This window comes from Aquipuribacter hungaricus (assembly GCF_037860755.1).
GTDB lineage: Bacteria > Actinomycetota > Actinomycetes > Actinomycetales > JBBAYJ01 > Aquipuribacter > Aquipuribacter hungaricus.
This window is the reverse complement of the sequence record NZ_JBBEOI010000003.1, coordinates 29,054-50,475: the sequence shown is the minus strand read 5'-3', so window position 1 is coordinate 50,475 and position 21,422 is coordinate 29,054. Positions and strand designations below refer to the sequence as shown.

Genomic DNA, 21,422 nt, shown 5'->3' with positions numbered 1-21,422 from the left:
GTGTTCGTCGCCCCGTTCGTGATCATGTTCCTCGCGTTCAGCGTCTACCCGATGCTGTTCACCCTGCGGCTGAGCTTCACGGACTGGCGAGGCTCGGGCGCCGCCACCTGGGTGGGCCTGGACAACTACGCCTACCTGCTGGGCAACGACGCGTTCTGGGCCTCGTTGGGCAACTCCGCCGTCCTGTGGCTGCTCATCATCCCCGTCCAGCTGCTGCTCGCCCTCGTCGCGGCCGTCCTGCTGGACGACGCCAAGACCCGCCTGCGCGGGCTGTACCGGGTCGCGTTCCTCGTCCCGTTCGTCACCCCGCTGGTCGCGGTCGCCCAGGTGTGGGTGGTCGTCTTCGACCAGAACTACGGCGCGGTCAACGCCGCCCTCGGCGTCCTCGGCCTGCCCGACGTCGGCTGGCTCACCACGAGCACCTGGGCCCGGCCAACGCTGGCCCTGCTGTTCATCTGGAAGACGACCGGCTTCATCATCGTCATCGTGCTGTCCGGCCTCCAGGCCATCGACGCCAGCGTCTACGAGGCCGCCGCCCTGGACGGCGCCTCCCGCCGGCGCAGGCTGCGGAGCATCACCGTCCCGCTGATCAGGCGGACCCTGCTCTTCGCCGTGATCCTGCAGACCCTGGCCGTGGTGCAGATGTTCGCCGAGCCCTTCGTGGTCACCCAGGGCGGCCCCTACGGCGCGACCACCACGGCCGGGCTGTACCTCTACAACCACATCACCAGGGCGGACCTCGGCACCGGCGCCGCGAACTCCTTCCTCCTGGTCGTGCTGGTGATGGCGCTCTCCCTGGTCTTCGTGCGACTCATGAGGGAGCGCGACTGATGGCGACCAGCACCCTCCCGGGCACGACGCGGAAGTCCACCCACCGGGGAGCCCAAGGAGCAGGCGGCCGGCTCGCAGCCCATGCGTTCCTGCTGGTGCTCACCGTCGCGTTCCTCGCGCCGGTGGCCTGGGCCCTGCTGTCGGCGTTCAAGCCCGCGAACCTCATCATCTCCGATCCTCTGGTGTTCGACCCGCGCACCGTGACCCTGGATAATTTCAGGCGCATGCTCGCCGACGTCCCCCTCGGGCTGGGCTTCCTCAACACGGGCGTCGTGCTGCTCGTAAAAGGGTCGCTCACCTTGTTCTTCGCGCCGCTGGCCGCCTACGGCTTCGCCAAGTACGACTTCCGCGGCAAGAACCTCATCTTCGGCGCGGTCCTCATCACCCTGATGCTGCCGACCATCGTCCTCATCATCCCGCTGCTGCTGCAGATGAAAGAACTCGGCTGGGTCAACACCTACCAGGCCCTCATCCTGCCGGGGGCCATCGACGCCTTCGCCATCTTCTGGATGCGGCAGGTCATCGCAGCCGTGCCCGACGAGCTGCTCGCAGCCGCCCGGGTCGACGGCTGCACCGAGTTCGGCATCTTCTGGCGCGTCGTCCTCCCGGTGATCCGACCAGGACTGGCAGGACTGGCGGTGCTGACCGTCATGAACATCTACAACGACTTCGTCTGGCCCGTCGTCGTGGCCAGCTCCGACCGCATGGCCACCTTGCAGGTAGTGCTGTCCACGCTCGCGCAGAACATCAGCGGCAACCGCATCGGCGCGGACTACGCCACCGTCACCGGCGAGCTGCTCGCGGCCACCTCCGTGGCCATCCTCCCGCTACTCGTCATCTTCATCGCCCTCCAGCGCCACTTCATCAACGGCATCCTCTCCGGCAGCGTCAAGGGATGAGCCGGACCACCCAGGAAGGCCCCACCATGACCACCCACGCCACCCCCCCGATCCTCCACGGCGGGCAGGACGTGCCCGCACCCGGCACCGGAGCCCTTCGCCCCTCCGATCACGTCCCCGCCGCCGGCGGGCGGCCGGGCGGCGCCGCCGCGGCGGGGACCGAACCGCGGACGAATCACACCGAGCGCGCAGGGCAGAGCTACCCGAGGCCTGACCGGGACCGCTCCCAGCGGTGGTTGTCGCTGGACGGCAGGTGGTCGTTCTCCTCCGTCGACGGCGACTCGAGCATCGTCGTCCCCTACGCATGGGACAGCGCCGCCTCCGGCGTGGCCCGCACCTGGCTGGAGGAGGCGGTCTACAGCCGTCACGTCGTGGTCCCGGCCGCGTGGGCGGGGCAGCGGGTCTTCCTCTGCTTCGGCGCGGTCCACCACCAGGCGCACGTCTTCCTCGACGACGTCGAGGTCGGCTCCCACACCGGCGGGTACACCCCCTTCGAGATCGACCTGAGCCCCCACCTGTCCGGAAGCAGCACCACCGACGGGGCGCGGCTGCGCGTGCAGGTCAGCGCCCCCGCCGACAAGCGCACCATCCCTCACGGCAAGCAGCGCTCTATCCCCAGGGACGACTACGACGGGGTGTCCTTCACCCCGACCTCCGGCATATGGCAGAGCGTGTGGCTAGAGGCGCGCGGGCGCACCTACCTGGACCACCTCGCCGTCCGCGGCGACAGCCTCACCGGCTTCGCCCTCGACGGCACCCTGGCCGGGGACGCCCCCGCCGACGCCGCTGTGCTGGTCACCGTCACCGCCGGATCGCGGCACCACGAGTCCGTCACCCTGACCGCCGACCCCTCCGGCCGGGTGCGCGGACACCTCGACCTCGACGACCCACGACCGTGGAGCCCCGACGACCCGCACCTGTACACCCTCACCTGCACCGTCCTGCCCGACGGCGCGGCACCGGCGGAAGCATCCGACCCGCCTCACCACCTGTTCCCCGACGCAATTGGACGCAGGGTACCGGACGAGCCGTCCGCCGTCATTCCCGCGGGCGCGCCGACCGCGGCCGGAACAGCGTCCGACCAGGTGGCGTACACCGCCGGGCTCCGTCGCATCGAGGCCGTCGGGGAGGAGCTGTACCTCAACGGCCAGCGGCTGTACGTGCGCGGGGTCCTGGACCAGGGGTACTGGCCCGAGACCGGGATGACCGCCCCGGACGAGCAGGCACTCGTCCGTGACCTCGAGCTCGCCGCCCGCTGCGGGTACAACCTCGTCCGCAAGCACATCAAGCTGGAGGACCCGCGCTGGCTGCACCACGCCGACCGCCTCGGCATGCTCGTCTGGGCCGAACCCCCGGCCCCCAGCCGCTACACCGCCGCCTCGGCCGCCGCGTTCGAGGACCAGCTGCCGCCCATGCTCACCCGCGACGGCAACCACCCCAGCATCATCATCTGGGGCCTGTGGAACGAGGAGTGGGGCCTGGACTGGGACATCCCCGGCAGCCCCGAGCGGGCCGCGGCGGCCGCGCACGCCTACGACACCATGCGAGCCCTCGACGACACCCGGCTCGTGGTCGACAACTCCGGCTGGGCCCACGTCAAGACCGACCTCGTGGACTGGCACTACTACGACGAAGACCCCGCAGCCTGGGCCACCAACGTCGAAGCCCTCGCCACAGGCGCCAGCGAGCAATTTCCCGTCCGCCTGGCCGCCGACTTCGTCGTCGACAAGGGCCTCTACGCCCACACCGACCACCCCCGCACCGGCCTGCCCGTGCTCAACAGCGAGTACGGCGCCGGCTTCACCAGCCTGGAACGCGCGTGGCACCTGCGCTGGCAGACCCAGGAGCTGCGCCGCCACGACCGCTTCGCCGGCTACGTCTACACCGAGCTGTGCGACGTCGAGCACGAGATGGCCGGGATCTTCGACGCCGACCGCCGCCCCAAGGACACCGGGGGACACACCCCGGCCGACGCCAACGCCACCACCACCCTCGTCCTGGACCTCGTCCCCCTCGCCGCCGGAGCCGACGTCCCGCCCGCACCCGACGGGCTAGAACTCGGCGTCCGCGTCTCCCACCACGGCCACCAGCCCATCGAAGGCCGGGTCAGGGCCAGCTGGGCCGCCGCAGGAGCACCCGTCGACAGGTCCGCCACCACCTCGCCCTGGCAGAGCCTCCCGGTCACGGCCGAACCGTTCCGCCTCAGCGACGCCGTCACCGTCTCCGTGCCAGCCCCGCCCGGCACGGGCGGGGTCGGACGGCTGCACGTCTGGCTCGTCGACGACGCCGACCGCCCCATCGCCCGGACCTTTGTCGACGCTGCACCCGTCGAGCCCCCGAACCGCCGAGGCGCCACCCGCCCCACGGCCCCGCCCGACCGCCTTCAGCAGCTGGGATGACCAACGCGGGCCTCCGGCTACTGGTAATCCGTAGCGCACTGCTCCCGATCACCTACAGCGAGACAGGGCCGTCCGCGCCATCGAGGCCGCCCGCGCCCTCTAAGTCTCGAGACGCACCATCTTCGGGACCTGCAGGTGCTCACCCGCCTCTACCGCCTGGAGACTGTGCACGGCGGCGCAGTTACGTCGCGCTGATCACTTCAGACGGGTTCTCAGCACCCAGCCGATAATGGAAGTTATGTCGTAAGTGCTGCTCACCGGGCAGTCCGGTCCCTCCTCGCAGGACTCGTGATGTCTGCCCTGCGAGGTCGCGACCCCGTCAGCGTGGTGGGCTCGGTGTCGTTCCGTCTGGGTGTGCGCCGTTGAGGTAGGTGAGGACGGCGAGCACGCGACGGTGGCCGTCGTCGGACGGTGGCAGGTCCAGCTTGCCCAGGATGCTGCCGATGCGCTTCGCCACGGCCTTATCAGACAGGGCCAAGTGGGCGGCGATCCCGCTGTTCGACCGTCCTTCCGCCATGTGCACAAGGATGAATCGCGAGGCAGCCGCGGTACACCTGCACGGCCTGCCGGGCCCCAGTCCGCAGGAGCTGCTGTCCAGTGCGGGCTTCCGGGCAGGGGTACTGCTGCTGGTCGCGAACACGGTGGGTTTCCAGGCCATGGTCGCGCACCAGCACCTGCTGCAGCCTAGGCGCACCTGGCGCACGAGGTCGGCCACGACCCCCTGACCGGCCTGGCGAACCGGCGCCTGTTCCTGGAGCGGACAGGCCGGGCGATGCGGCTGCGGGCTTGCACCGGCGGCACGGTCGGAACCGTCGGCATGCTCGGCGTGCTGTTCGTCGACTGCGACAGCTTCAAGGCCGTCAACGACGTGCACGGGCACGCTGCAGGTGATGAGGTGCTGCGCCAGGTCGCGGCCCGGCTCACCGCCCTCGCCGGGCCGCATGACACCGCCCCCCGCCTCGGCGGCGACGAGTTCGCCGTTCTGCTCCAACGGGATCTGATCCCCCGCGACGCCTTCCTCGGCACCTCGCCAGAGCGGGACATCCTGGGGGTGGCCGCCGCCGCGCACGCGGCGCTGGCAGCGCCCTACACCGTCCCTGGCCTCGGCGCGCTGGTCATGAGCTGCAGCGTCGGCGCAGCGGCATACCGTGCCGCTGACACCCTGCCCGGGTTGCTGCACCGGGCCGACCACGCCATCTACCTGCAGAAGTACACCGAGCACAAACCTGACACGTCAGCACGCCCGGCCCGGCAACCCGCGTCTCGTGGCGGGCGAGGCCCGACGGGCACGTCGCCGTCGCCCTCCACAGCCCACCCTGAGCGCCGCGGGGCCCCGCTTAATAGCGCGGTGTCCCGCCGCCCCCGTCGGTGCCGTCCGTCGGCTCAGACGTCCCAGGCACAGATCTTCCGAGCAAACGGCCCATCAGACGGGCTTGAAGGCCTCACCGGCCCGGCGCGAGACCGCCTGATCGGCGGCTCGAGGCCCGGTGGTCGAGACCAGCGGCGTTGTCATCACCCAGGGCCGTGCCCTCACCGACTGGTTCGCCACCCGATGGTGGGAGGCCGAGGCCCTCAACAAGGCGATGGGCGCCCGACTGGTGAGTTGGCCGTGGACGGGACCGACGGGGCAGTGGTCCCCGACGAAGACGAACGTCGACGGACCTGGATACACCCGTTCACTCAGCGAACGCCGCCACCGCAGCAGCCGGTCGCGCATCAGAACATCGCCATCCGGGACGTGGGCGACGTCCGAGATTGGCTCATGTCGCTACCGGCACCACTTGGCCGGGTTGCCTCCGCCGAGCTCGCAGGCGAGCTGGAGTCACTGTGCCCGCCGGCCGCCATGCAGGACTGACCGCGAGCACCTGAGCGACGGAACGTGCCGGTGTCACTCGTCAATCACGCGGGCCTCGACGCGGTCGGCCAGGTCATGGGCGTCGTCGTTGATGTACAGCAACCCCCGCGCCGGTTCCGCGAACTCGGGCGTGCGGACAAGACTGACGCCCGCGGTCTCAGTTCACCCGTACTGCAGTAAGGCAGTAGATACGGCCCTGAATACTCGAAGGGTTGGATTCTCTAGTAGGCCCGGTAGATCGGGCCGCCCGGCCATTGAGACGGCAGTTCAGCGCGGCAGCTGCGGCCTTGGGTGGCAGTTGCGCGGTGAACGACGCCGGGCGACGCTTCCTCGCGGTCGCTTCGGCGGCCTCAGACCACGCGGGTCGGCTGAAGCGGCCCGCCTGGCTGACCGCCGGGCGACGGTCTGCTCCTTGTGGTGGCGCAGCTTCGTCCACAACCTCGCGCGGTCCTGCCTTGTCCACAGCGGGAGGCGGTGGGCTGATCCCAGTTACGTGGGTCTGCGTTGCTTGCCCTGACCACCACAACAGCGCCGCCCCCTGACGGGCGGGGAGGAGCAGTCATGAACGCACCCGGAGACATGGCCGTGGACCGTCACGACCTTTTGGCCATGCGCGCGCGCTCCGACGTGGGTGACCACCTGCGGGTCGCGGAGACGGAGAGGGACCCCGGCTCGCTGAAGGATCCCGTCGGGCGGCCGGGTAACGACTCGTCGGTGGTGGTCAGCCTCGTCCAGATCATCATGCTGGTCGATGCCGCGATGGCCGCGGAGAGGAGCCGGCCTGGCGGTGGTGATACGGCCTTCTTGCTCGGGATGGCGCTGGTCGAGAGCAGGGCGGCGAACCTGCTCCCCGAGGGCTGTGGCGATGACGTGCTTCCCCCGCAGGTGGAGGCACTACAAGCGCCTGTAAGGGAGCCCCTCCGGCTGTTGCGCGCAGCCGAGGAGCTCACCCGGGCTCACGAGCCCGAGGATTTCGCGCCCGGCTACTCGGAGCTGTTGGTGTCCCTGATCGACCTGATCCGGGACTGGACGCCGTGAACGACAGCAGCGACGGCCCCGGGGGCAGCAGCAGGCTCAGGGCCGGCGGGCCGACGCCTGGTGGGCTCCGGGATGCCGATCGGGTGCCCGAGGCATGGGCGAGCGACCGGCGGAGCGTCGGGGAGCTGGCCCGCTCGGCCGACCGGCTGTCACGGTCGTTGCTCCACGACGTCACCGGTGACGACGCCCTAGCGCTACTGCGGACCTGGGGGGAGACGGTGCAGTCTGCCGGCGAGCTGTGGCGGGCGCTGCCGGCCCCCGAGTGGACCGCGTCCGGTCAACGGGACCATGCGGTGATGACGCGCCTGGACACCCTCGCGCGGACCATGCACCGCAGCCAGCTCAGAACCGGGTGGCCCGGCGATGGGCCACCCGACGCCCGGCTGCTGCACATGGCGGAGACCTTTACGCGGGCAGCCGACCTGATCGAGCGCTACCACCGCCCGCAGCAGTCTCCCCACGCACCCGGCGCGGAGGTCCGGGCCGACGTGGAGGCGACGCGGGTCCGCGTGCTGCACGTTCTGAACGTCAGCGCCCATGCGATCGGTGTCGCAGTGCGCCGGCACGTCAACGACGAGTCGGTACGCAGCCACGTCTCCCGGAACGACAAGGTGAGGCGCGCTGTCCCGCGCGGGCAGGAGGCGCTGGCCCGGCTCGATGTGTTCGAGCGGCTGACCACACACGTGGGGCCACGGTTGGCGCGGGCGAGCGTGGGCGAGCACGTCGACGGGCCGCCTCGAGGGAGCCGGTTGCCGGAGGCGCTGGTGCGCTGGGACATCCAAGCCCACCGTGCTGCGGCGTACGCTCCGACCCCCGCGACACTCAGGGTGGTGTCCAGAGCCCAGGCCGACCTGGCCAGCGCCGTCGGAGTGGTGGTCCGGGCCGGGCAGGCCACGGGCCAACTGGACGCCGCCACCGTCCAGCGCGTCACCCCCGCGGTGGAGGCGACGGTGACCGCATGGTCAGGGCTCGCGGACCGCTGGCAGGCCCTGACGTCTCCGTCGACGCGTCGCGTCGACCAGGACCTCCTCACCGCCTCGGGGGAGCTTCAAGCGGCACTGCTAGAGATCACCCACGACAAGACGACCGTGGCCGACCCCCAGACCATCGCCCAGCGTGTCGACGTCCGCGACGTCGCCCACACTCTGCAGGAGGGCCTGGCGGCGGCGGCCGATCTCGCGCACGTGGTCGGTGACGCGGCGCGGAGCCCGACGTTGGTCGCGCCGGCTCGCGCGGTGCTCGCGGCGCACCGCAGCCGGGACGACACCTCTCCCGCCACGAGACCGCCGCGGTCGGAGCAGCTGGCCAGCTCCGTCGACCCCCGCGACGTCCAGGTCAACCGACCGGTCGCCCTGACGGCTCCGGTGCGGGTCGACCTGGTGAGCGCCGCAGACACCACCACCACCGCGGCGGGCGCGGCCATGTCGGCCACGTCGATGCTCGAGCGCTCCACCGCGGGCCCCGCCGCCGTCGCCACCTCCGAGCGGCAGGCGGCCTCCCGCCGTCAGGCGCAACGGGTCGTGCAGATGGTCCTGCCCCTGCCCAGTGCGGCCTGGGCACGATGAGCGGCCGGGCGGCTCTATGGTCGGGTCGTGGACAGCACCCCGGGCCTACGTCCGGGTGCGCTGCGCGCGGCGCGGGTGGCGGCGGGGCTGACCCAGCACGAGCTGGCTCGTCGGATCGAGGTCGCAGGCGGGGAGCGGATCGCCAGCTGGGAGCGGGGCGCTGCCGTGCCGCGTCCCCACTTCATCCAGCGCCTCGCGGAGGTGCTCCAGGTTCCGGTCGAGCAGCTGCTCGAGGCGAGAGAGTTCCTGGATCTGCGGGAGCTCCGGGTCGTTGCCGGCCTGAGTGCTCGCGAGCTCGCGGACCACGTCCACGTCTCCGTGCCCACCCTCGCGCGCTGGGAGTCCGGCCGCTTCACCAGGCCCCCCCGGGGCGAGAGCGTCGAGTTGCTGGCGCAGGTGCTGGGCGTTCCGGTCGAGCGCGTCCACCAAGCTTTGGCTCGGGCAGCCGGCCCCGGCGAGCAGGCCGAGTCGAGCACGCCTCCCGAGCTCTGACCTCAGGGGTCGGGCACCCGGGCGGCCCAGGACCTGCGCACGGCTGCGCAGGTAGACCGGTGACGTTTCGATCCGGACGCGCTAGTGTGAGTGGATCGTCTATCGGGGCTGGTGACCGTCCGCAGGGTGTGACCACCTTGAGGACAGCGACGGCCGGGTCATACCGGCCCGTGGCTAGAGTCGGAGAGTTCATGACGCACCGGGGGGGTAGGGGTCCGATGAAGCGGAACATCAGCTGCGCGACGGCTGCGGTGGCCTTGAGCTTCGCCGTCGTCCTGGCCGGATGCACGACCGATCAGGGGGAGGGTCTGGATCTCCAGGACCCCACCGCCACCCCTAGCGCCGCGGACCCGGGCCCCTCGCCGAGCAGCGCCGCCCCCAGCGCCAGCATCGCCGAGGTGTCCGCCGATGAGCAGGCCGTCCTCGACGCCTACCGCGCCTTCTGGGCCGCGCTCGACCAGGCACAGGCGGACCCGCCTCGATCGCAGGACTACCTGGCCCCTGTCGCTACCGGCGCGCAGTTCGAACAGGCCAACGGCGCCATCAAGGCGGACTTCCTCGCGGGAGAGATCTCCGAAGGGTCGCCGGTGCTGCGCAACCCGACCGTCGCGTCCATCGACGGCGACACAGCGGTGGTCCACGACTGCCAGGACACCAGGGGAGCTGTTCGGAAAGACATCGAGACCGGAGAAGTGCTGCTCATCGGCATGGCCGAGGACTCGGTTGAACAGACCCTCCAGCGAGTGGACGGCACCTGGAAGGTCTCCGGGACCACCTCGCCCGAACCGGCGGATGTGTTCTGCTGATGCGGAAGTTCATGCTCGGTGCGGCTGTCGTGCTGTCGACTGCTTTGCTGCCGATCGCGCCGGCGTTTGCTGAGCCTCAGGTTGGGCGACGTGGCACTGACGACCAGGTAGAGACCGTCGTGACAGCACCAGGGTCTCCGGGGTCCGAGGCGCAGGGTGGTGGCGCCGTGCAGGCCGGTAGTGGCGGGGGAGGTGGTGCGCCGGCGTGCACGTACACGGCGCTGACCCCGGAGCAGGCCTTGGCCGCCGGGCTGCGGTCCCCGGACGACGGCGGTGTCGACAACGTTCAGCGAACCGACGGGTCGTACGTCAGTCGGGACTGCACCGCCTCGGGTGGTGGCCGGACGGTGCTGTGGGTGCCGGCCGGTGACGGCGCGGGCCCGGCGGGGGTGCCCGCGGTCACCCCCGCGATGCTGGCCCAGGAGGCCAGGAACTCGCTGCAGCTGCCCACCCCAACCGTCGGCGTGAACCCAGACGGAGCGAACGGCAACCCGGCGCTGGTGAACCTGCCGACCTGGTGGTGGGTGACTAACGGCGACTCGCTGACGCAGCGCACCGCGGTGGGTTCGGTGTGGGCGGAGGTGACCGCGGAGCCGGTGTCCTCGACCTGGGTGACCGGTGTCGGCGAGCGGACCGAGTGCGTGGGCTTGGGCTTCGCGTGGGTCCGGGGGATGGACGACTACGAGCGAGGGTCGTGCTCGCACACCTACCGCCAGGCCGACGCCGACGAGCAGGCCGAGGTTCAGGTGGTGTGGCGCGTCAGCTGGGTCGGCAGCGGCGGCAGCGGCGGCACGTTGGACCCCTTCACCATGACCGCCACGCAGGACGTCCCGGTGTACGAGCGCCAGGCCATCGTCACCACCGTCGACTGAGGACGGCCCACCCCTCGGACAGCACGGCACGGCTCCTGAGTCACCCCAGCCTCCACCTCGACCGGAAGGAAGGCCCTGCAGCTCATGTCGTCTGCGACCTCGTCCTCGCCCCAGGCCCGTCCCCGGGTGGCACCGTCGGCAGGTGGCGGCTCGCGCACGCCGGGGCCGTCACCGACGATCCGGGCCCCGCGGCCGCACGGCCGGTCCAGCAGCCGTGCGGTGCTCGCCGTGCTGCTGATCGTGGCTGGCGCGGCGATCGGTGCCGCGCTGTACCTGGCGGGGGACGACCGGACCCAGGTGGTCGTCGCCGCGCGGGACATCCCGGTGGGGACCGTCATCAGTGCCGCGGACCTGACCGCGGCGGAGATCTCGGGCGGTGTCGCGGGAGTTGCCGGATCGGACGCGCGCCTCTTGCTCGGGCAGAGCGCCACCACCCGCATACCCGCCGGGGCGTTGCTGCACGCCGACATGGTCGACCCGGCGCCCCCGCCGGGGGAGGGCAAGGTCGCTCTCGGCCTTGCGCTCAGCGCGGGGCAGCTGCCGGCCGCCGAGCTCACCTCGGACCGGCTGGTGGAGATCGTCCAGGTCCCCGCGGCGGCTGACGCCGCGGTCCAGGACCCGACTGGCACGGTGCTCGTGCCGGAGGCGCTCGTGCTGTCGGTGACCGCGGACGCCTCCGGCGCCTGGCTGGTCACCGTCGCCGTGGACCGCGACGACGCACCCGCGGTTGCCGCCGCGGCCGCCGCCGGCCGCACCACCCTCGCCATGCTTCCTGTCGCCTCGACCACGGACGACCGCGCCAGCGGCGACACGAACGACGGCAGCACTGACGGCGCCGACGACGAAGGTCAGGGGTGAGCTCGTGCTGATCGCGGTGGTAGCCGACAAGGGAGCGCCTGGGGTCACGACCTCGAGCCTGGTGCTGGCCCTGGGGTGGCCCCGGCCGGTGCTGCTGGCCGAGTGCGACCCCGCCGGGGCGGACCTGCCCTGGCGGGCCACTGGCAGCCGCGGCCCCCTGGTCCAGGGCCTGGGCATGGTGTCCCTGGCCACCTCCAGCCGCGGGGTCGCCGGAGGTCACCGCCGGGTGTGGGACCACGTGCAGCAACTCGAGGGCGGCCTCCCGGTGCTCGTGGGCCCGCCGGCGCCCGAGCAAGCCGAAGCGATGGGCGGCGCCTGGGGCACGATCGCCGACCTGCTCAGCAACCTGACCGACCCGGACGAGACCCACGGCGCAGGGGTGTCGCGCGTGGTGGATGTGATCGCGGACTGCGGGCGGCTGCTGTCCCGGTCGTCAGCGGCTGCGGCGGTGCTGCAGCGTGCGGACCTGGTGGTGCTGGTGACCAGGCCGACAGTGTCAGGGGTCGCGCACGCCCGCCACGGCCTGGGCGTGGCCGCCCGGGTGATGAATGAGACCCCGAGGTCCGGGTCGGGTCTGGACCGAGTGACAGTCCTGGTCGTCGACGATCCGAGCAGCCCCGGCAGTCGGAAGGCGCACCAGCGACAGGTCAGTGACGTCCTCAAGGAGACGCCCGGCCTGCAGGACGTGCCGGTCGTCGGGGTCCTGGCCCACGACCCCCGCACCGCCGCCGCACTCACCGGCATGTCGCCGAGCGGGCGCGGCCTGGACCGCTCGCCACTGCTCAAGACCGCCCGCGATGTTGCCGCCACCTTGGTGGGCCAGGCCCAGGCGATCAACGGCGTCCCGCAGGTGCAGTCGTGAACCCCACGCGCCCACGGCCCGACGAGGCCGACAGCGGCATGACCCTCGAGGTGGACCACGCCCTGGTGAGCCGCCTGCGTGGCGTCGTGGTCATGCAGATGGCCGCAGAGCGGCGTCGCCGTCTCGACGCGGGGGAGCCGGAGCTCAGCCACGACGACGAGCGTCGGATGGGCCGTTCCCTGCTGATCGCGGCCCTGTCCGACCGGCGGCACGAGCAGGTCGACGCCGGGGTGCCGTTGCCCGCGGAGAGCGAGGACGACGCGATCCTGGCCGCGGCGTTCGCGGTTCTGTTCGGACTCGGTCGGCTGCAGAAGTTGCTCGAGGACCCGAACCTTTCCGAGATCAACATCAACGGCTACGACTCGGTCTGGCTGACCTCGATCGACGGGGTGAAGCGTCCAGGCTCACCCGTCGCGGACTCCGACGAAGAACTGGTGGAGTGGGTGCGGAACGCTGCCGCGTACGGCGGCACGTCCTCCAAGCCGTGGGATGTCACCAACTGGAAGATCGAGATGGCCCTGCCCGACGGGTCACGCCTCGTCGGCGGCATGGGCTGTTCCCCACGCCCGTTCGTGTCCATCCGCCTGGCGAACCGTAAGAAGGTCAGCCTCGACGACCTGCGCGTCATGGGTGACTTCGACCACCGGGTGCAGAAGTTCCTCGAGGCGGTGGTCGCCGCCCGGATGAACGTTCTGATCAGTGGGCAGACCCGGTCCGGGAAGACGGTCCTGCTCCGAGCTCTGGCGGGGCAGATCCCGCCGGAAGAGCGGATCGTGACCGTGGAGCACTTCCCCGAGCTCGGCCTCGATCGCGACCCGGTGGCCCACCCCGACTGCCTGGCGCTGGAGGAGCGCAAGCCCAACGCCGAGGGGCGCGGCGCCATCACCTTGGCCGACGCCGTCGAGACGTCCCGGCGCATCAACCCCGACCGGATCATCGTTGGGGAGGTGATGGGCCCGGAGATCAAGGACATGCTCGAGGCGATGACTCAGGGCAACGATGGCGGCTTCACCACCATCCACGCCCGCTCTGCCCGCGCCGTCCCGTCCCGGATCGCGCTGTACGCCTCTCGGGGCGGGATGAGCCGGACCGAGGCCCTGGAGCTCACCGCCGCCGCGGTGGACTTCGTGGTGCACATGCACCGAGAGGCCCTGCCCGACGGCCGTACCGCCCACTACGTGTCCTCGATCGTTGAGATCGGCCCCTTCGACGGCCAGCAGGTCGTCACCGACGAGGTCTTCCACGCCCCTCCGGGCCACCGCCTGGCCGTCCCCGCGGCCGCGGTGTCCCCGGAGCGCACCGCCGCACTGCGTGCCTGCGGTTGGCAGGACACCGTGCACCACCTCGACGACTACCGGGGCGACGACTACCGCGGCGAGGACCACCGAGGCGACGACCGGCACCCTGGTCCTGGCGAGGGTCCGGACCAGCTGCGCAGCGGGGGTGTCTGGTGAGCTGGCAGCTGGCGGCGGCCGTGCTCGCCGGCGCGGTGATCGGCACCGCCCTGTGGCTGCTCGTGGTGCCCGCTTCGGTGCGTCCCGACGGGCAGCCGGGGCCGCTGGTCCGCTTGCGCGTGCTGCTGTCGGGGCCGGCCGGGGTCCGCATCCTGGTGGGGGTTGTTCTCGGGCTGGTAGTGCTGGTGGCCACCCGATGGGTGCCCGTCGCTGTCGCTTCTGGCGCCGCGGTGATCGTCTGGCCGGCGATGTTCGGAGCCGCGGCGGAGCAGCGCGCCACCATCGCTCGCCTGGAGGCGCTGGCCTCGTGGGTGGAGGCCCTCCGCGACGCCGTGGCAACGAGTCGGGGCCTGCCGGAGGCGTTGCCGGCCGCATCGGCCCGGGCCCACCCCGCCATCGCGGGGCCCTTGCAGGAGCTCACGGCCAGGATGGCGGCCCGGGAGCCCGTCGAGGTAGTGCTGCGCCGGCTCGCGGACGAGCTGAACGACCCGATCGCTGACCAGGCCATCGCGGCGTTGGTGCTCAACTACCGCGCGCAGGGCCGCGAGCTGAAGACGGCCCTGACGGGGCTGGCTGCGGCCACGCGTCGAGAAGTCGAGACCCGGCGAACGGTGGAGTCCGACCGCCGCTCCACCCGCCGGGCCGTCAGCTTGATCATGATCGCCACCGTGGCGGTCATGATCCTCATGGCGGTGTTCGCCCGCGACTACGCCGCCCCCTACGCCACCGCCACCGGGCAGGCGGTCCTGACCCTGGTGGTGGCCCTGCTCGCGGCCGGTCTCACCGTGATCCGCAGCCTGTCGCAGTACGCCACACCGGACCGATTCCTTATCAGCAGCCCAGCCGAACGCGGCCAGCCCGTCAGCGGCGGCGCCCGGTGATCGCCGCTGCCACCGCCGGCGCCCTGTTCGGCGCAGGTCTGCTGCTGCTGCTCAGCTGGGCGCGGTTCCGCCCGAGCCTCATCGCCCAGGTGCGCCGCGTCGAGGGCGCGGGGACAGCCGGTAGCGCCGCCATGTTCCAGCGGTCCCAGCCGGTGGCCGTGGCTGGGCTCTCGGGCCGAGTCGATGCCTTCGAGAGTGTGCTGCGTCGTCACATCGGCTCGCTGGCGAACCGGGTCACCGACGCGTCGGTGCGCGCGGACCTGGACCTGCTTGGGGTGGAGCCGCAGACCCACGCCGCCCGGCAGGCCCTGCTCGGGATCGGCGCCCTGGTCTTGACCCCCCTGCCCCTGCTGGCCGCGGCCACCGTGCTCGGCGTGCCGTGGCTGGCCGCCGGGTGGGTCGTGCTGCTGGCCGTCGCCGCGGCCGTGATGGTGCCGAACCTGCGGGTCCGCAGCCGTGCAGCGCGGCTGCGTCGCACCTTCGTCACCACCCTCACCTCCTACCTGGAGCTGGTGTCGATGCGGGTCGCAAGCGGCTCCGGGGTGGCAGAGGCCCTGCGCGACGCGTCCCACGTCGGCTCCGGGTACGGGTGGCGCCGGCTGCGGGACGCCCTGAGCAGCGCCCGGCTATCTGGTGACTCCCCGGCGGTCGGCCTCGGACACCTCGGTGAGGACATCGCCGTGCCCGAGCTCACTGAGCTTGCATCCCAGCTGAGCCTGGTCGAGGCCACCGGCGCCCAGACCGAGGCCACCTTGCGCGCCAAGGCCGAGGCGCTGCGCGAGCGGCAGCGGATCGAGTTGCACGGCCATGCCAACGCCCGCAGCCAGACCCTCGTCCTCGGACAAATCCTGCTCGCCGCCGCCTACATGATCTTGATCGCCTACCCCGCCCTCGCGGCCGTCATGAGCCTCTGAGCCCGCGACCTACCCCGCTCCCTGCACCGCGCCCCGCCGACACGCACCTGACGAGAGGAACGCCTCATGCGCACCACCACCCGTACCACCCGCACCCAGCCGGGCCTGGCCCTGGCGGTCACGGCGACCTTGCTCCTGCCCGCCCTCCTGGGCGCGCTGAGCGTTCGGACCCGTCGCATGACCCAGATGAAGGACGACGGCGCGTCAATCGTGGAGTGGCTGCTGATCACCGCCCTGGTCGTCGGGGCCGCCGTCGCCATCGGCGCCATCGTCATCGGCAAGTTCACCACCAAGGCGAACGAGCTGGACCTGACCACCCCGTAACGCACCAGCAACCCCCACACCCCCGGCCCTAACACTCACCCGGGACCGAGCTGACCGCGCGAGGCCTCTACGGTGAAGGAGCACGCACATGACGACACGCACCACGCTCCGAACTCGAGGCCCGCGGCGGTGGCGCCGCCTCGGCGGCTCTGGTTGGGGTGGTGACTCGGGCGCGAGCGTCGTCGAGCTGCTCGGGATGGCGCCGCTCGTGGTCCTGCTCACCCTGGGCACGGTGCAGGTGGGGCTGTGGATGCACGAGCGTCAGCTGGTCACCGCGGCCGCACAGGAAGCCGCACACGCAGCTGCTGCGGCCGACCTGACTCCTGGGCAGGCCACCGCCGTTGGGGAGGCCGCCGCGAGCCGGCTCCTGGGCGACAGTCAGGCAGTCGAGCTGCGGTCAGTCACCGTGGTCCAGGCTCCTGAGACCGCGACGGCGACCGTCTCGGCGGTCGGGCTGTCCATGATCCCGGGGGTGGACCTGAGGGTGACCGGCGTGGCCAGCAGCAGCGTCGAGCGCTTCGTGGGCGCCCCGTGACCCGCGTGACGTCAGGCCGCCGGCGTCGTACCCCGGTCGGCCGATGCCGGGGGGATGCGGGTTTCTCCACTGCGGAGGTGCTCCTGCTCGTGCCGGTGATCATCGTCGCCTTGCTGTTGGTGGTTGCCGCGGGACGGGTGGAGCAGGCGCGCCTGCAGGTCACCGGCGCGGCCCGCGACGGCGCCCGCGCCGCCTCCCTCGCCCGCAGCGTGCCGGTGGCGCAGGCGCAGGCCGAGACGGCCGCCAACGTCGCCCTGTCCCGGGAGTCGATCACGTGCGAGTCGGGACCCGAGGTGCTCGTCGACGCCACCCGCTTCATTCCCGGCGGTCTGGTCGAGGTCACCGTGTCCTGCCGAGCCCGCCTCGGCGACATCGGACTGCCTGGCCTGCCCGCCACGAAGACGCTGACGGCGACCGCCGCCAGCCCGATCGAGCAGTACAGGTCCCAGCCATGACCCTCACGACCCCACCGTCTACGACCTCGTGGGCGGCCTTGGCGCCGTCGAGCAGGACCTGCAGGCCGACGCGCAGGCCGACGCGGGCTCCGGCCTGCGCCATGGTCGGTGACCGAGGCTCGGCGACCGTGTGGACACTCCTCATGGCGCCTGCCTTGTTGTTCGGGACGGGGCTGGTCGTGGACGGCGGCCGAGCGATCACCACCCGCCAGGAGGTCATCGGGCTCGCCTCCGAGGGCGCCCGGGCCGCGGTCGACCGGATGGACGTCGCCGGCTTCCGGGACCAGGGGGCGGTCCGAGCCGTCGCGCCCGGCGCCGCCCAGGCCGCCGCGTGCACGTGGATCGCGCAGTACCGCCCGGACGCCTCGTGCTCCGCGGTCGCGGGCCCGGACGGGCAGGTGAACGTCACGGTCACGCTCACCTACCAGCCCGTGCTCCTTGGGGCCGTGGGCGTCGGGCCGCAGGTGGTGTCGGCGACCGCCGGCGCCCGCCCCGCAATCGGTGACACCCAGGAGGTGAGCATCCCGTGACCTCTCAGCAGATCACCGCTCTGGACCGGGCACGACAGGTCACCGCCGGCACGGTCCTCTCGGTCGCGGTGCTGGGTATCCCGGCCCTCCTCAGCGTCCTGGTGGGCTGGCCTCTGCCCAGCACCCTCCCCGAGGTCACGGGGCTGGCCGGGCTGGCGACCAACCCCCTGCCCAGCAGCGCAGTAGTCGACATCCTCGCCGCGGTGGCGTGGCTGGCCTGGGCGCACTTCACCGTCGGGGTCCTGGTGGAGCTGGTCAACGCGACCACGCGCCGCGGCCGCCCCCAACTCCGGCTGCCCATGTGGGGCCCGAGCCAGGACCTCGCCCGAACCCTGGTGGTCGCCCTGCTCCTGGTCGGCGCCGCCGCCCCTCTGACCACCGCCTCGGCGGCCGCAACCCCGACTGCTTCGGCACCGACGATCTCGTCGACGGACCAGCAAGCGCCCGCCGGGCAGGACGCACCGACCTTGAGCTCGGCCACAAGCCCGTCCGCCTGGCCTGTGCCCGACCGCGGGAACATGGTGGCCACAGTGGCCGAGACGGCGCCCGGGCCCGGGACCGGCGACGCCACGACGTCGACCCCAGATCCCGGCTTGGGGCAGGACGTCACCGCCGCGCCACCCAGGGCGTACCTCGTCCAGGCGCCGGCCGCGGGCCGCTACGACTGCCTGTGGCGCATCGCGGAGGACGAGCTCGGTGACGGCACCCGGTGGGCCGAAATCTTCGACCTGAACGTGTCCCGACCACAGCCGGACGGGACGACCCTGACCGACCCCGACGTCATCAAGCCCGGCTGGCAGCTGCAGATGCCCGCCGACGCGACGCACCTGCCCGCTTGGACGCCCCCCACCAGCGCCACAAGCCCGACGGCTGGCCCGACGGCCGTGCCGCCTGCCGCGCCCGATGCGACGGGCTCCCACGTCGTCACGGCAGGAGACTCCCTGTGGGAGATCGCCGAGAGCCAACTGGGGGACGGGAACCGCTACCCCGAGCTCGCCGCCGCAGCGGCAGGGGCGACCCAACCGGACGGGCAGCAGCTCACGGACCCCGACGTCATCCGCCCGGGCTGGGTGATCCCCCTCCCCACCACCTCGGACCGCGCCACCGCCGAACCCGCGACCGCCCCCACCGCGACCGTCTCCGCCCCGCCCGCTCCGGCGGGCCTGCCGACCGCTCAGGACGTGGCCGACGCCGGGGCTCCCGCCGCGGCACCGACAGAGGCGTCCCAGCCGGCTGGCGACGCCCTGGCCCGGCCCGACACCGACCAGGACGCGGCCGCAGGCACCGCGCAGGCCCCTGACCGGTCGCAGGTGGACCGGACGAGCGGGGCAGCTGGCGTCGCCGCGCCGACCGATGCTGACGTCACGGACATGGCCGACATCGCCGACATGGCTGACGCGGGCGACGCGCCCGATGAGGGTGACGCGGAGTTGATCGAGCCGGCCTGGCTGGTCACGGGGCTGTCCGGGGCCGGGGCCGTGCTCGCCGCCGGCATGCTGCTCCTGCTGCGACAGCGACGTGCCGGGCAGTCCCGCGCCCGCCGACCAGGGCGTGCTCTCACGGTCCCGTCACCTGAGCTGTACCCGACCGAGCGCAGCGTGCTCGTCAGCGCGCCAGTGGTGGAGGTCGTCGAACGGCTCGACGAGGTCCTGCGACGCCTCGGCACGCGCCACGTCAGCTCCGGGGAGCCGCTGCCCGCCGTGGCGGCGGTGGCACTGGACGCGGCCGGCATAGTCCTTCACCTGGGCACACCGACCGTGCTGCCCGCCCCCTGGAGCGGCAGCAGCGACGGGCTGCGGTGGCTGTTCCCCGCCACCGCCGAGACCAGCGAGGTCGGGCCGCTGAACGCCGACCAGCCCGCCCCGTTCCCCGTCCTGGTCACGGTGGGCACGGACGACCACGGCGCCACATGGCTGCTGAACCTGGAAAGCCTGGGGGCGGTGCGGCTGGTCGGTGACCCTGAGCGCGCCGTGGCCCTCCTCAGGTACGTGGCGGCCGAGCTCGCATGCAACCTGTGGTCGAACGGGGTGAGCGTGGACTGCGTCGGGGTCGCCGCCGAGCTGGGCCCGATGAACCCCGACCGGCTGCGCGTCCACGACACCGGCGACACCTACCCCTCCACCCTCGACCCTGCCAGGAGGGACCCCGCCAGCGGCGACCTCGTCGCGGGTGACCTGGTCGCCGAGGCTGTCGCGACCGTCGACCGCGGTACGCGCGTCGGGCTCGACGTGCCTGACGCCCGCGCACGCCAGGCCGGTGACGACGCCTGGCCCGCCCGAGTCCTCCTCATCGGCACAGGGCACCGCACGCCCGCCCTGGGCGATCTCACGGCTCTACTGCAGGCCCACCCGGACAGGACAGGGACCAGCGTCGTCCTGCTCGAGGACGAGCAGCCCGAGGACGACCTCGAGGTCACAGGACGGGCACCCGCACCGCTGCCCCTCGGTCCCGCCGGTGGGGTGGTCCGGGTCGACGCGGCCGGGCGACTAGTGCTGCCCGGCGTGGGCGCCGCGGTCACCGCGGTCGGTCTCACAAGCCAGGAGGCCCACGGCTGCGCGGCCCTGTACGCCATCGGCGCCATCGACGGTCCCATGCCCGCGGCCGGCTCTACCTACGCCGTCGAGGACTGGCGCTCCTGGTCCGATGACGCTGGCTCCCTCCGAGACGAGCACACCCTCCCAAGGCATCACCGCCTCGAGGAGGACGACGCTGGGACGGAGGCCGTCACCGTCTGGGCGGAGCGTCACGACACCGATCCGCTGGCGGACGTCGACGACCTGAGCGTCGACGTCGTGGCCGACGTCGAGGAGGGGGGCGGCGTCGGTGACGACTGCTTGCTGGAGGAGGCTGTCGCTCCGCTCGAGCCGGAGTCGGTGCTGCCTGTCCCGGACGAGGAGTACCTGGCGGTGGCGGCCACCACGGCGGAGGATCTGAGCAGCCTCGCCCCGCAGGTGCCGGTCCGGGTCCGCCACGCCGTCGCCGACGCCGACCCCGGCCTGGACGAGGACGTGGCGGCCTGGTTCTCCGACTCCTGCGACCGGCCCCGCCTGACGCTGCTGGGCCCGGTCGGTGCCCGCACCCGAGGGACCCCGGTGACCAAGCGCAAGCCCTACTGGACCGAGCTCCTCGCGTTCCTCGCGACCCGCCCTCATGGGGCCACGCCCGACGAGGTCGCCGACGCCTTCAACATCACGGCGAGCAAGACCCGCGACTACGTCAAGGTGGTCCGGGACTGGCTGGGCACCAACCCCCGCACGGGCAGCCCTCACCTGCCCGACGCCCGGCTGTCAGCGGCCGGCCAGCTCCGCGGCGTCGGGGTCTACCAGGTGGAGGACCTCTTGGTCGACGCCGACCTGTTCCGGCGTCTGCGGCTGCGCGGTGAGACCCGGGGCCCGGCCGGCATCGCCGACCTCCGCGCCGCCCTCAGCCTGGTCAGCGGTCCGCTCTTCGCCAGGCAGCGCCCGGGCGGCTGGAGCTGGCTGGTGGAGGGCGACCGGCTCGACCAGCACATGGTGTGCGCCGTCGTCGACGTCGCGCACGTGGTGGCGACCCACCTGCTGCAGGTCGGCGACCTCGCCGCTGCACGGGCCACCGCGGAGCTCGCCGCCTTGGCTGCCCCGCACGAGGAGATCCCCCGTCTCGACCTGGCCGCCGTCGCTGCCGCCGCTGGGCACGACCAGGCGGCGCGCCAGATCGTCCTGGGCCAGGTGTGCAACCGCAGCGACGACGGCGGCCCGCCCGAGGAGCTGCCAGACCGCACCCAGGAGATCATCGACCGCCACGGCTGGCTCTCCCGCAACTCCCGCGCCGCCAGCTGAGCGACCAGGTCACCCCACCCCGCCCGGCCCCACC

Annotated in this window: 19 protein-coding genes; all 19 read left to right on the top strand. The window is 72.4% G+C overall.

Annotation, left to right across the window (positions count from 1 at the left end; translation table 11 throughout):
* The 19 genes from WCS02_RS01680 (at position 1) to WCS02_RS01590 (ending at position 21,388) form a co-directional block, all read left to right on the top strand.
* On the top strand, positions 1 to 831 hold the full coding sequence (locus WCS02_RS01680) for a carbohydrate ABC transporter permease (protein WP_340288780.1): 831 nt from the start codon (positions 1 to 3) through the stop codon (positions 829 to 831).
* A complete protein-coding gene (locus WCS02_RS01675; RefSeq protein ID WP_340288777.1) occupies positions 831 to 1,730 on the top strand; it encodes a carbohydrate ABC transporter permease in 900 nt (299 codons plus the stop codon). The genes WCS02_RS01680 and WCS02_RS01675 overlap by 1 nt, the downstream gene beginning before the upstream one ends.
* Positions 1,727 to 4,129 (top strand): glycoside hydrolase family 2 protein, encoded by a 2,403-nt coding sequence (locus tag WCS02_RS01670; RefSeq protein ID WP_340288774.1) that lies wholly within the window; start codon positions 1,727 to 1,729, stop codon positions 4,127 to 4,129. Before WCS02_RS01675 ends, WCS02_RS01670 begins: the two co-directional genes overlap by 4 nt.
* 694 nt (positions 4,130 to 4,823) lie before the next feature.
* Complete coding sequence (locus tag WCS02_RS21135) at positions 4,824 to 5,984, top strand: GGDEF domain-containing protein (RefSeq protein WP_376985348.1); 1,161 nt, start codon at positions 4,824 to 4,826, stop codon at positions 5,982 to 5,984.
* A gap of 561 nt (positions 5,985 to 6,545) precedes the next feature.
* Positions 6,546 to 7,022, top strand: a complete 477-nt coding sequence (locus tag WCS02_RS01660) for a hypothetical protein (protein WP_340288768.1) — start codon at positions 6,546 to 6,548, stop codon at positions 7,020 to 7,022.
* A 158-nt stretch (positions 7,023 to 7,180) separates the two neighbouring features.
* On the top strand, positions 7,181 to 8,587 hold the full coding sequence (locus WCS02_RS01655) for a hypothetical protein (protein WP_340288765.1): 1,407 nt from the start codon (positions 7,181 to 7,183) through the stop codon (positions 8,585 to 8,587).
* Positions 8,588 to 8,614: 27 nt separating this feature from the next.
* Positions 8,615 to 9,079, top strand: coding sequence for a helix-turn-helix domain-containing protein (locus WCS02_RS01650; protein ID WP_340288762.1), 465 nt, complete (start codon positions 8,615 to 8,617; stop codon positions 9,077 to 9,079).
* Positions 9,080 to 9,297: 218 nt separating this feature from the next.
* A complete protein-coding gene (locus WCS02_RS01645; protein WP_340288759.1) occupies positions 9,298 to 9,885 on the top strand; it encodes a hypothetical protein in 588 nt (195 codons plus the stop codon).
* A 356-nt stretch (positions 9,886 to 10,241) separates the two neighbouring features.
* Complete coding sequence (locus WCS02_RS01640) at positions 10,242 to 10,757, top strand: hypothetical protein (protein WP_340288756.1); 516 nt, start codon at positions 10,242 to 10,244, stop codon at positions 10,755 to 10,757.
* A 228-nt stretch (positions 10,758 to 10,985) separates the two neighbouring features.
* Positions 10,986 to 11,615, top strand: a complete 630-nt coding sequence (locus tag WCS02_RS01635; RefSeq protein ID WP_340288753.1) for an SAF domain-containing protein — start codon at positions 10,986 to 10,988, stop codon at positions 11,613 to 11,615.
* Positions 11,616 to 11,841: 226 nt separating this feature from the next.
* Positions 11,842 to 12,477, top strand: a complete 636-nt coding sequence (locus WCS02_RS01630; RefSeq protein ID WP_340288750.1) for a CpaE/TadZ family protein — start codon at positions 11,842 to 11,844, stop codon at positions 12,475 to 12,477.
* Positions 12,474 to 13,931 carry a TadA family conjugal transfer-associated ATPase gene (locus tag WCS02_RS01625; protein ID WP_340288747.1) on the top strand — a complete coding sequence of 486 codons (1,458 nt, stop codon included), beginning with the start codon at positions 12,474 to 12,476 and terminating at the stop codon, positions 13,929 to 13,931. The genes WCS02_RS01630 and WCS02_RS01625 overlap by 4 nt, the downstream gene beginning before the upstream one ends.
* Positions 13,928 to 14,812 (top strand): type II secretion system F family protein, encoded by an 885-nt coding sequence (locus tag WCS02_RS01620; protein ID WP_340288744.1) that lies wholly within the window; start codon positions 13,928 to 13,930, stop codon positions 14,810 to 14,812. Before WCS02_RS01625 ends, WCS02_RS01620 begins: the two co-directional genes overlap by 4 nt.
* Positions 14,809 to 15,726 (top strand): type II secretion system F family protein, encoded by a 918-nt coding sequence (locus WCS02_RS01615; RefSeq protein WP_340288741.1) that lies wholly within the window; start codon positions 14,809 to 14,811, stop codon positions 15,724 to 15,726. The genes WCS02_RS01620 and WCS02_RS01615 overlap by 4 nt, the downstream gene beginning before the upstream one ends.
* Before the next feature lie 66 nt (positions 15,727 to 15,792).
* Entirely contained in the window at positions 15,793 to 16,050 is a 258-nt protein-coding gene (locus tag WCS02_RS01610; protein WP_340288739.1) for a hypothetical protein, read from the top strand.
* A gap of 88 nt (positions 16,051 to 16,138) precedes the next feature.
* Positions 16,139 to 16,585: a TadE/TadG family type IV pilus assembly protein gene (locus tag WCS02_RS01605; protein ID WP_340288737.1), complete on the top strand. Its 447-nt coding sequence runs from the start codon at positions 16,139 to 16,141 to the stop codon at positions 16,583 to 16,585.
* Positions 16,582 to 17,040 carry a TadE/TadG family type IV pilus assembly protein gene (locus tag WCS02_RS01600; protein ID WP_340288735.1) on the top strand — a complete coding sequence of 153 codons (459 nt, stop codon included), beginning with the start codon at positions 16,582 to 16,584 and terminating at the stop codon, positions 17,038 to 17,040. The genes WCS02_RS01605 and WCS02_RS01600 overlap by 4 nt, the downstream gene beginning before the upstream one ends.
* 128 nt (positions 17,041 to 17,168) lie before the next feature.
* Entirely contained in the window at positions 17,169 to 17,570 is a 402-nt protein-coding gene (locus WCS02_RS01595; protein WP_340288732.1) for a pilus assembly protein TadG-related protein, read from the top strand.
* The gene (locus tag WCS02_RS01590) at positions 17,567 to 21,388 is read left to right on the top strand and encodes a LysM peptidoglycan-binding domain-containing protein (protein ID WP_340288729.1); all 3,822 of its coding nucleotides are present in this window, start codon (positions 17,567 to 17,569) and stop codon (positions 21,386 to 21,388) included. Before WCS02_RS01595 ends, WCS02_RS01590 begins: the two co-directional genes overlap by 4 nt.
* The last annotated feature ends 34 nt before the right edge of the window (positions 21,389 to 21,422 follow it).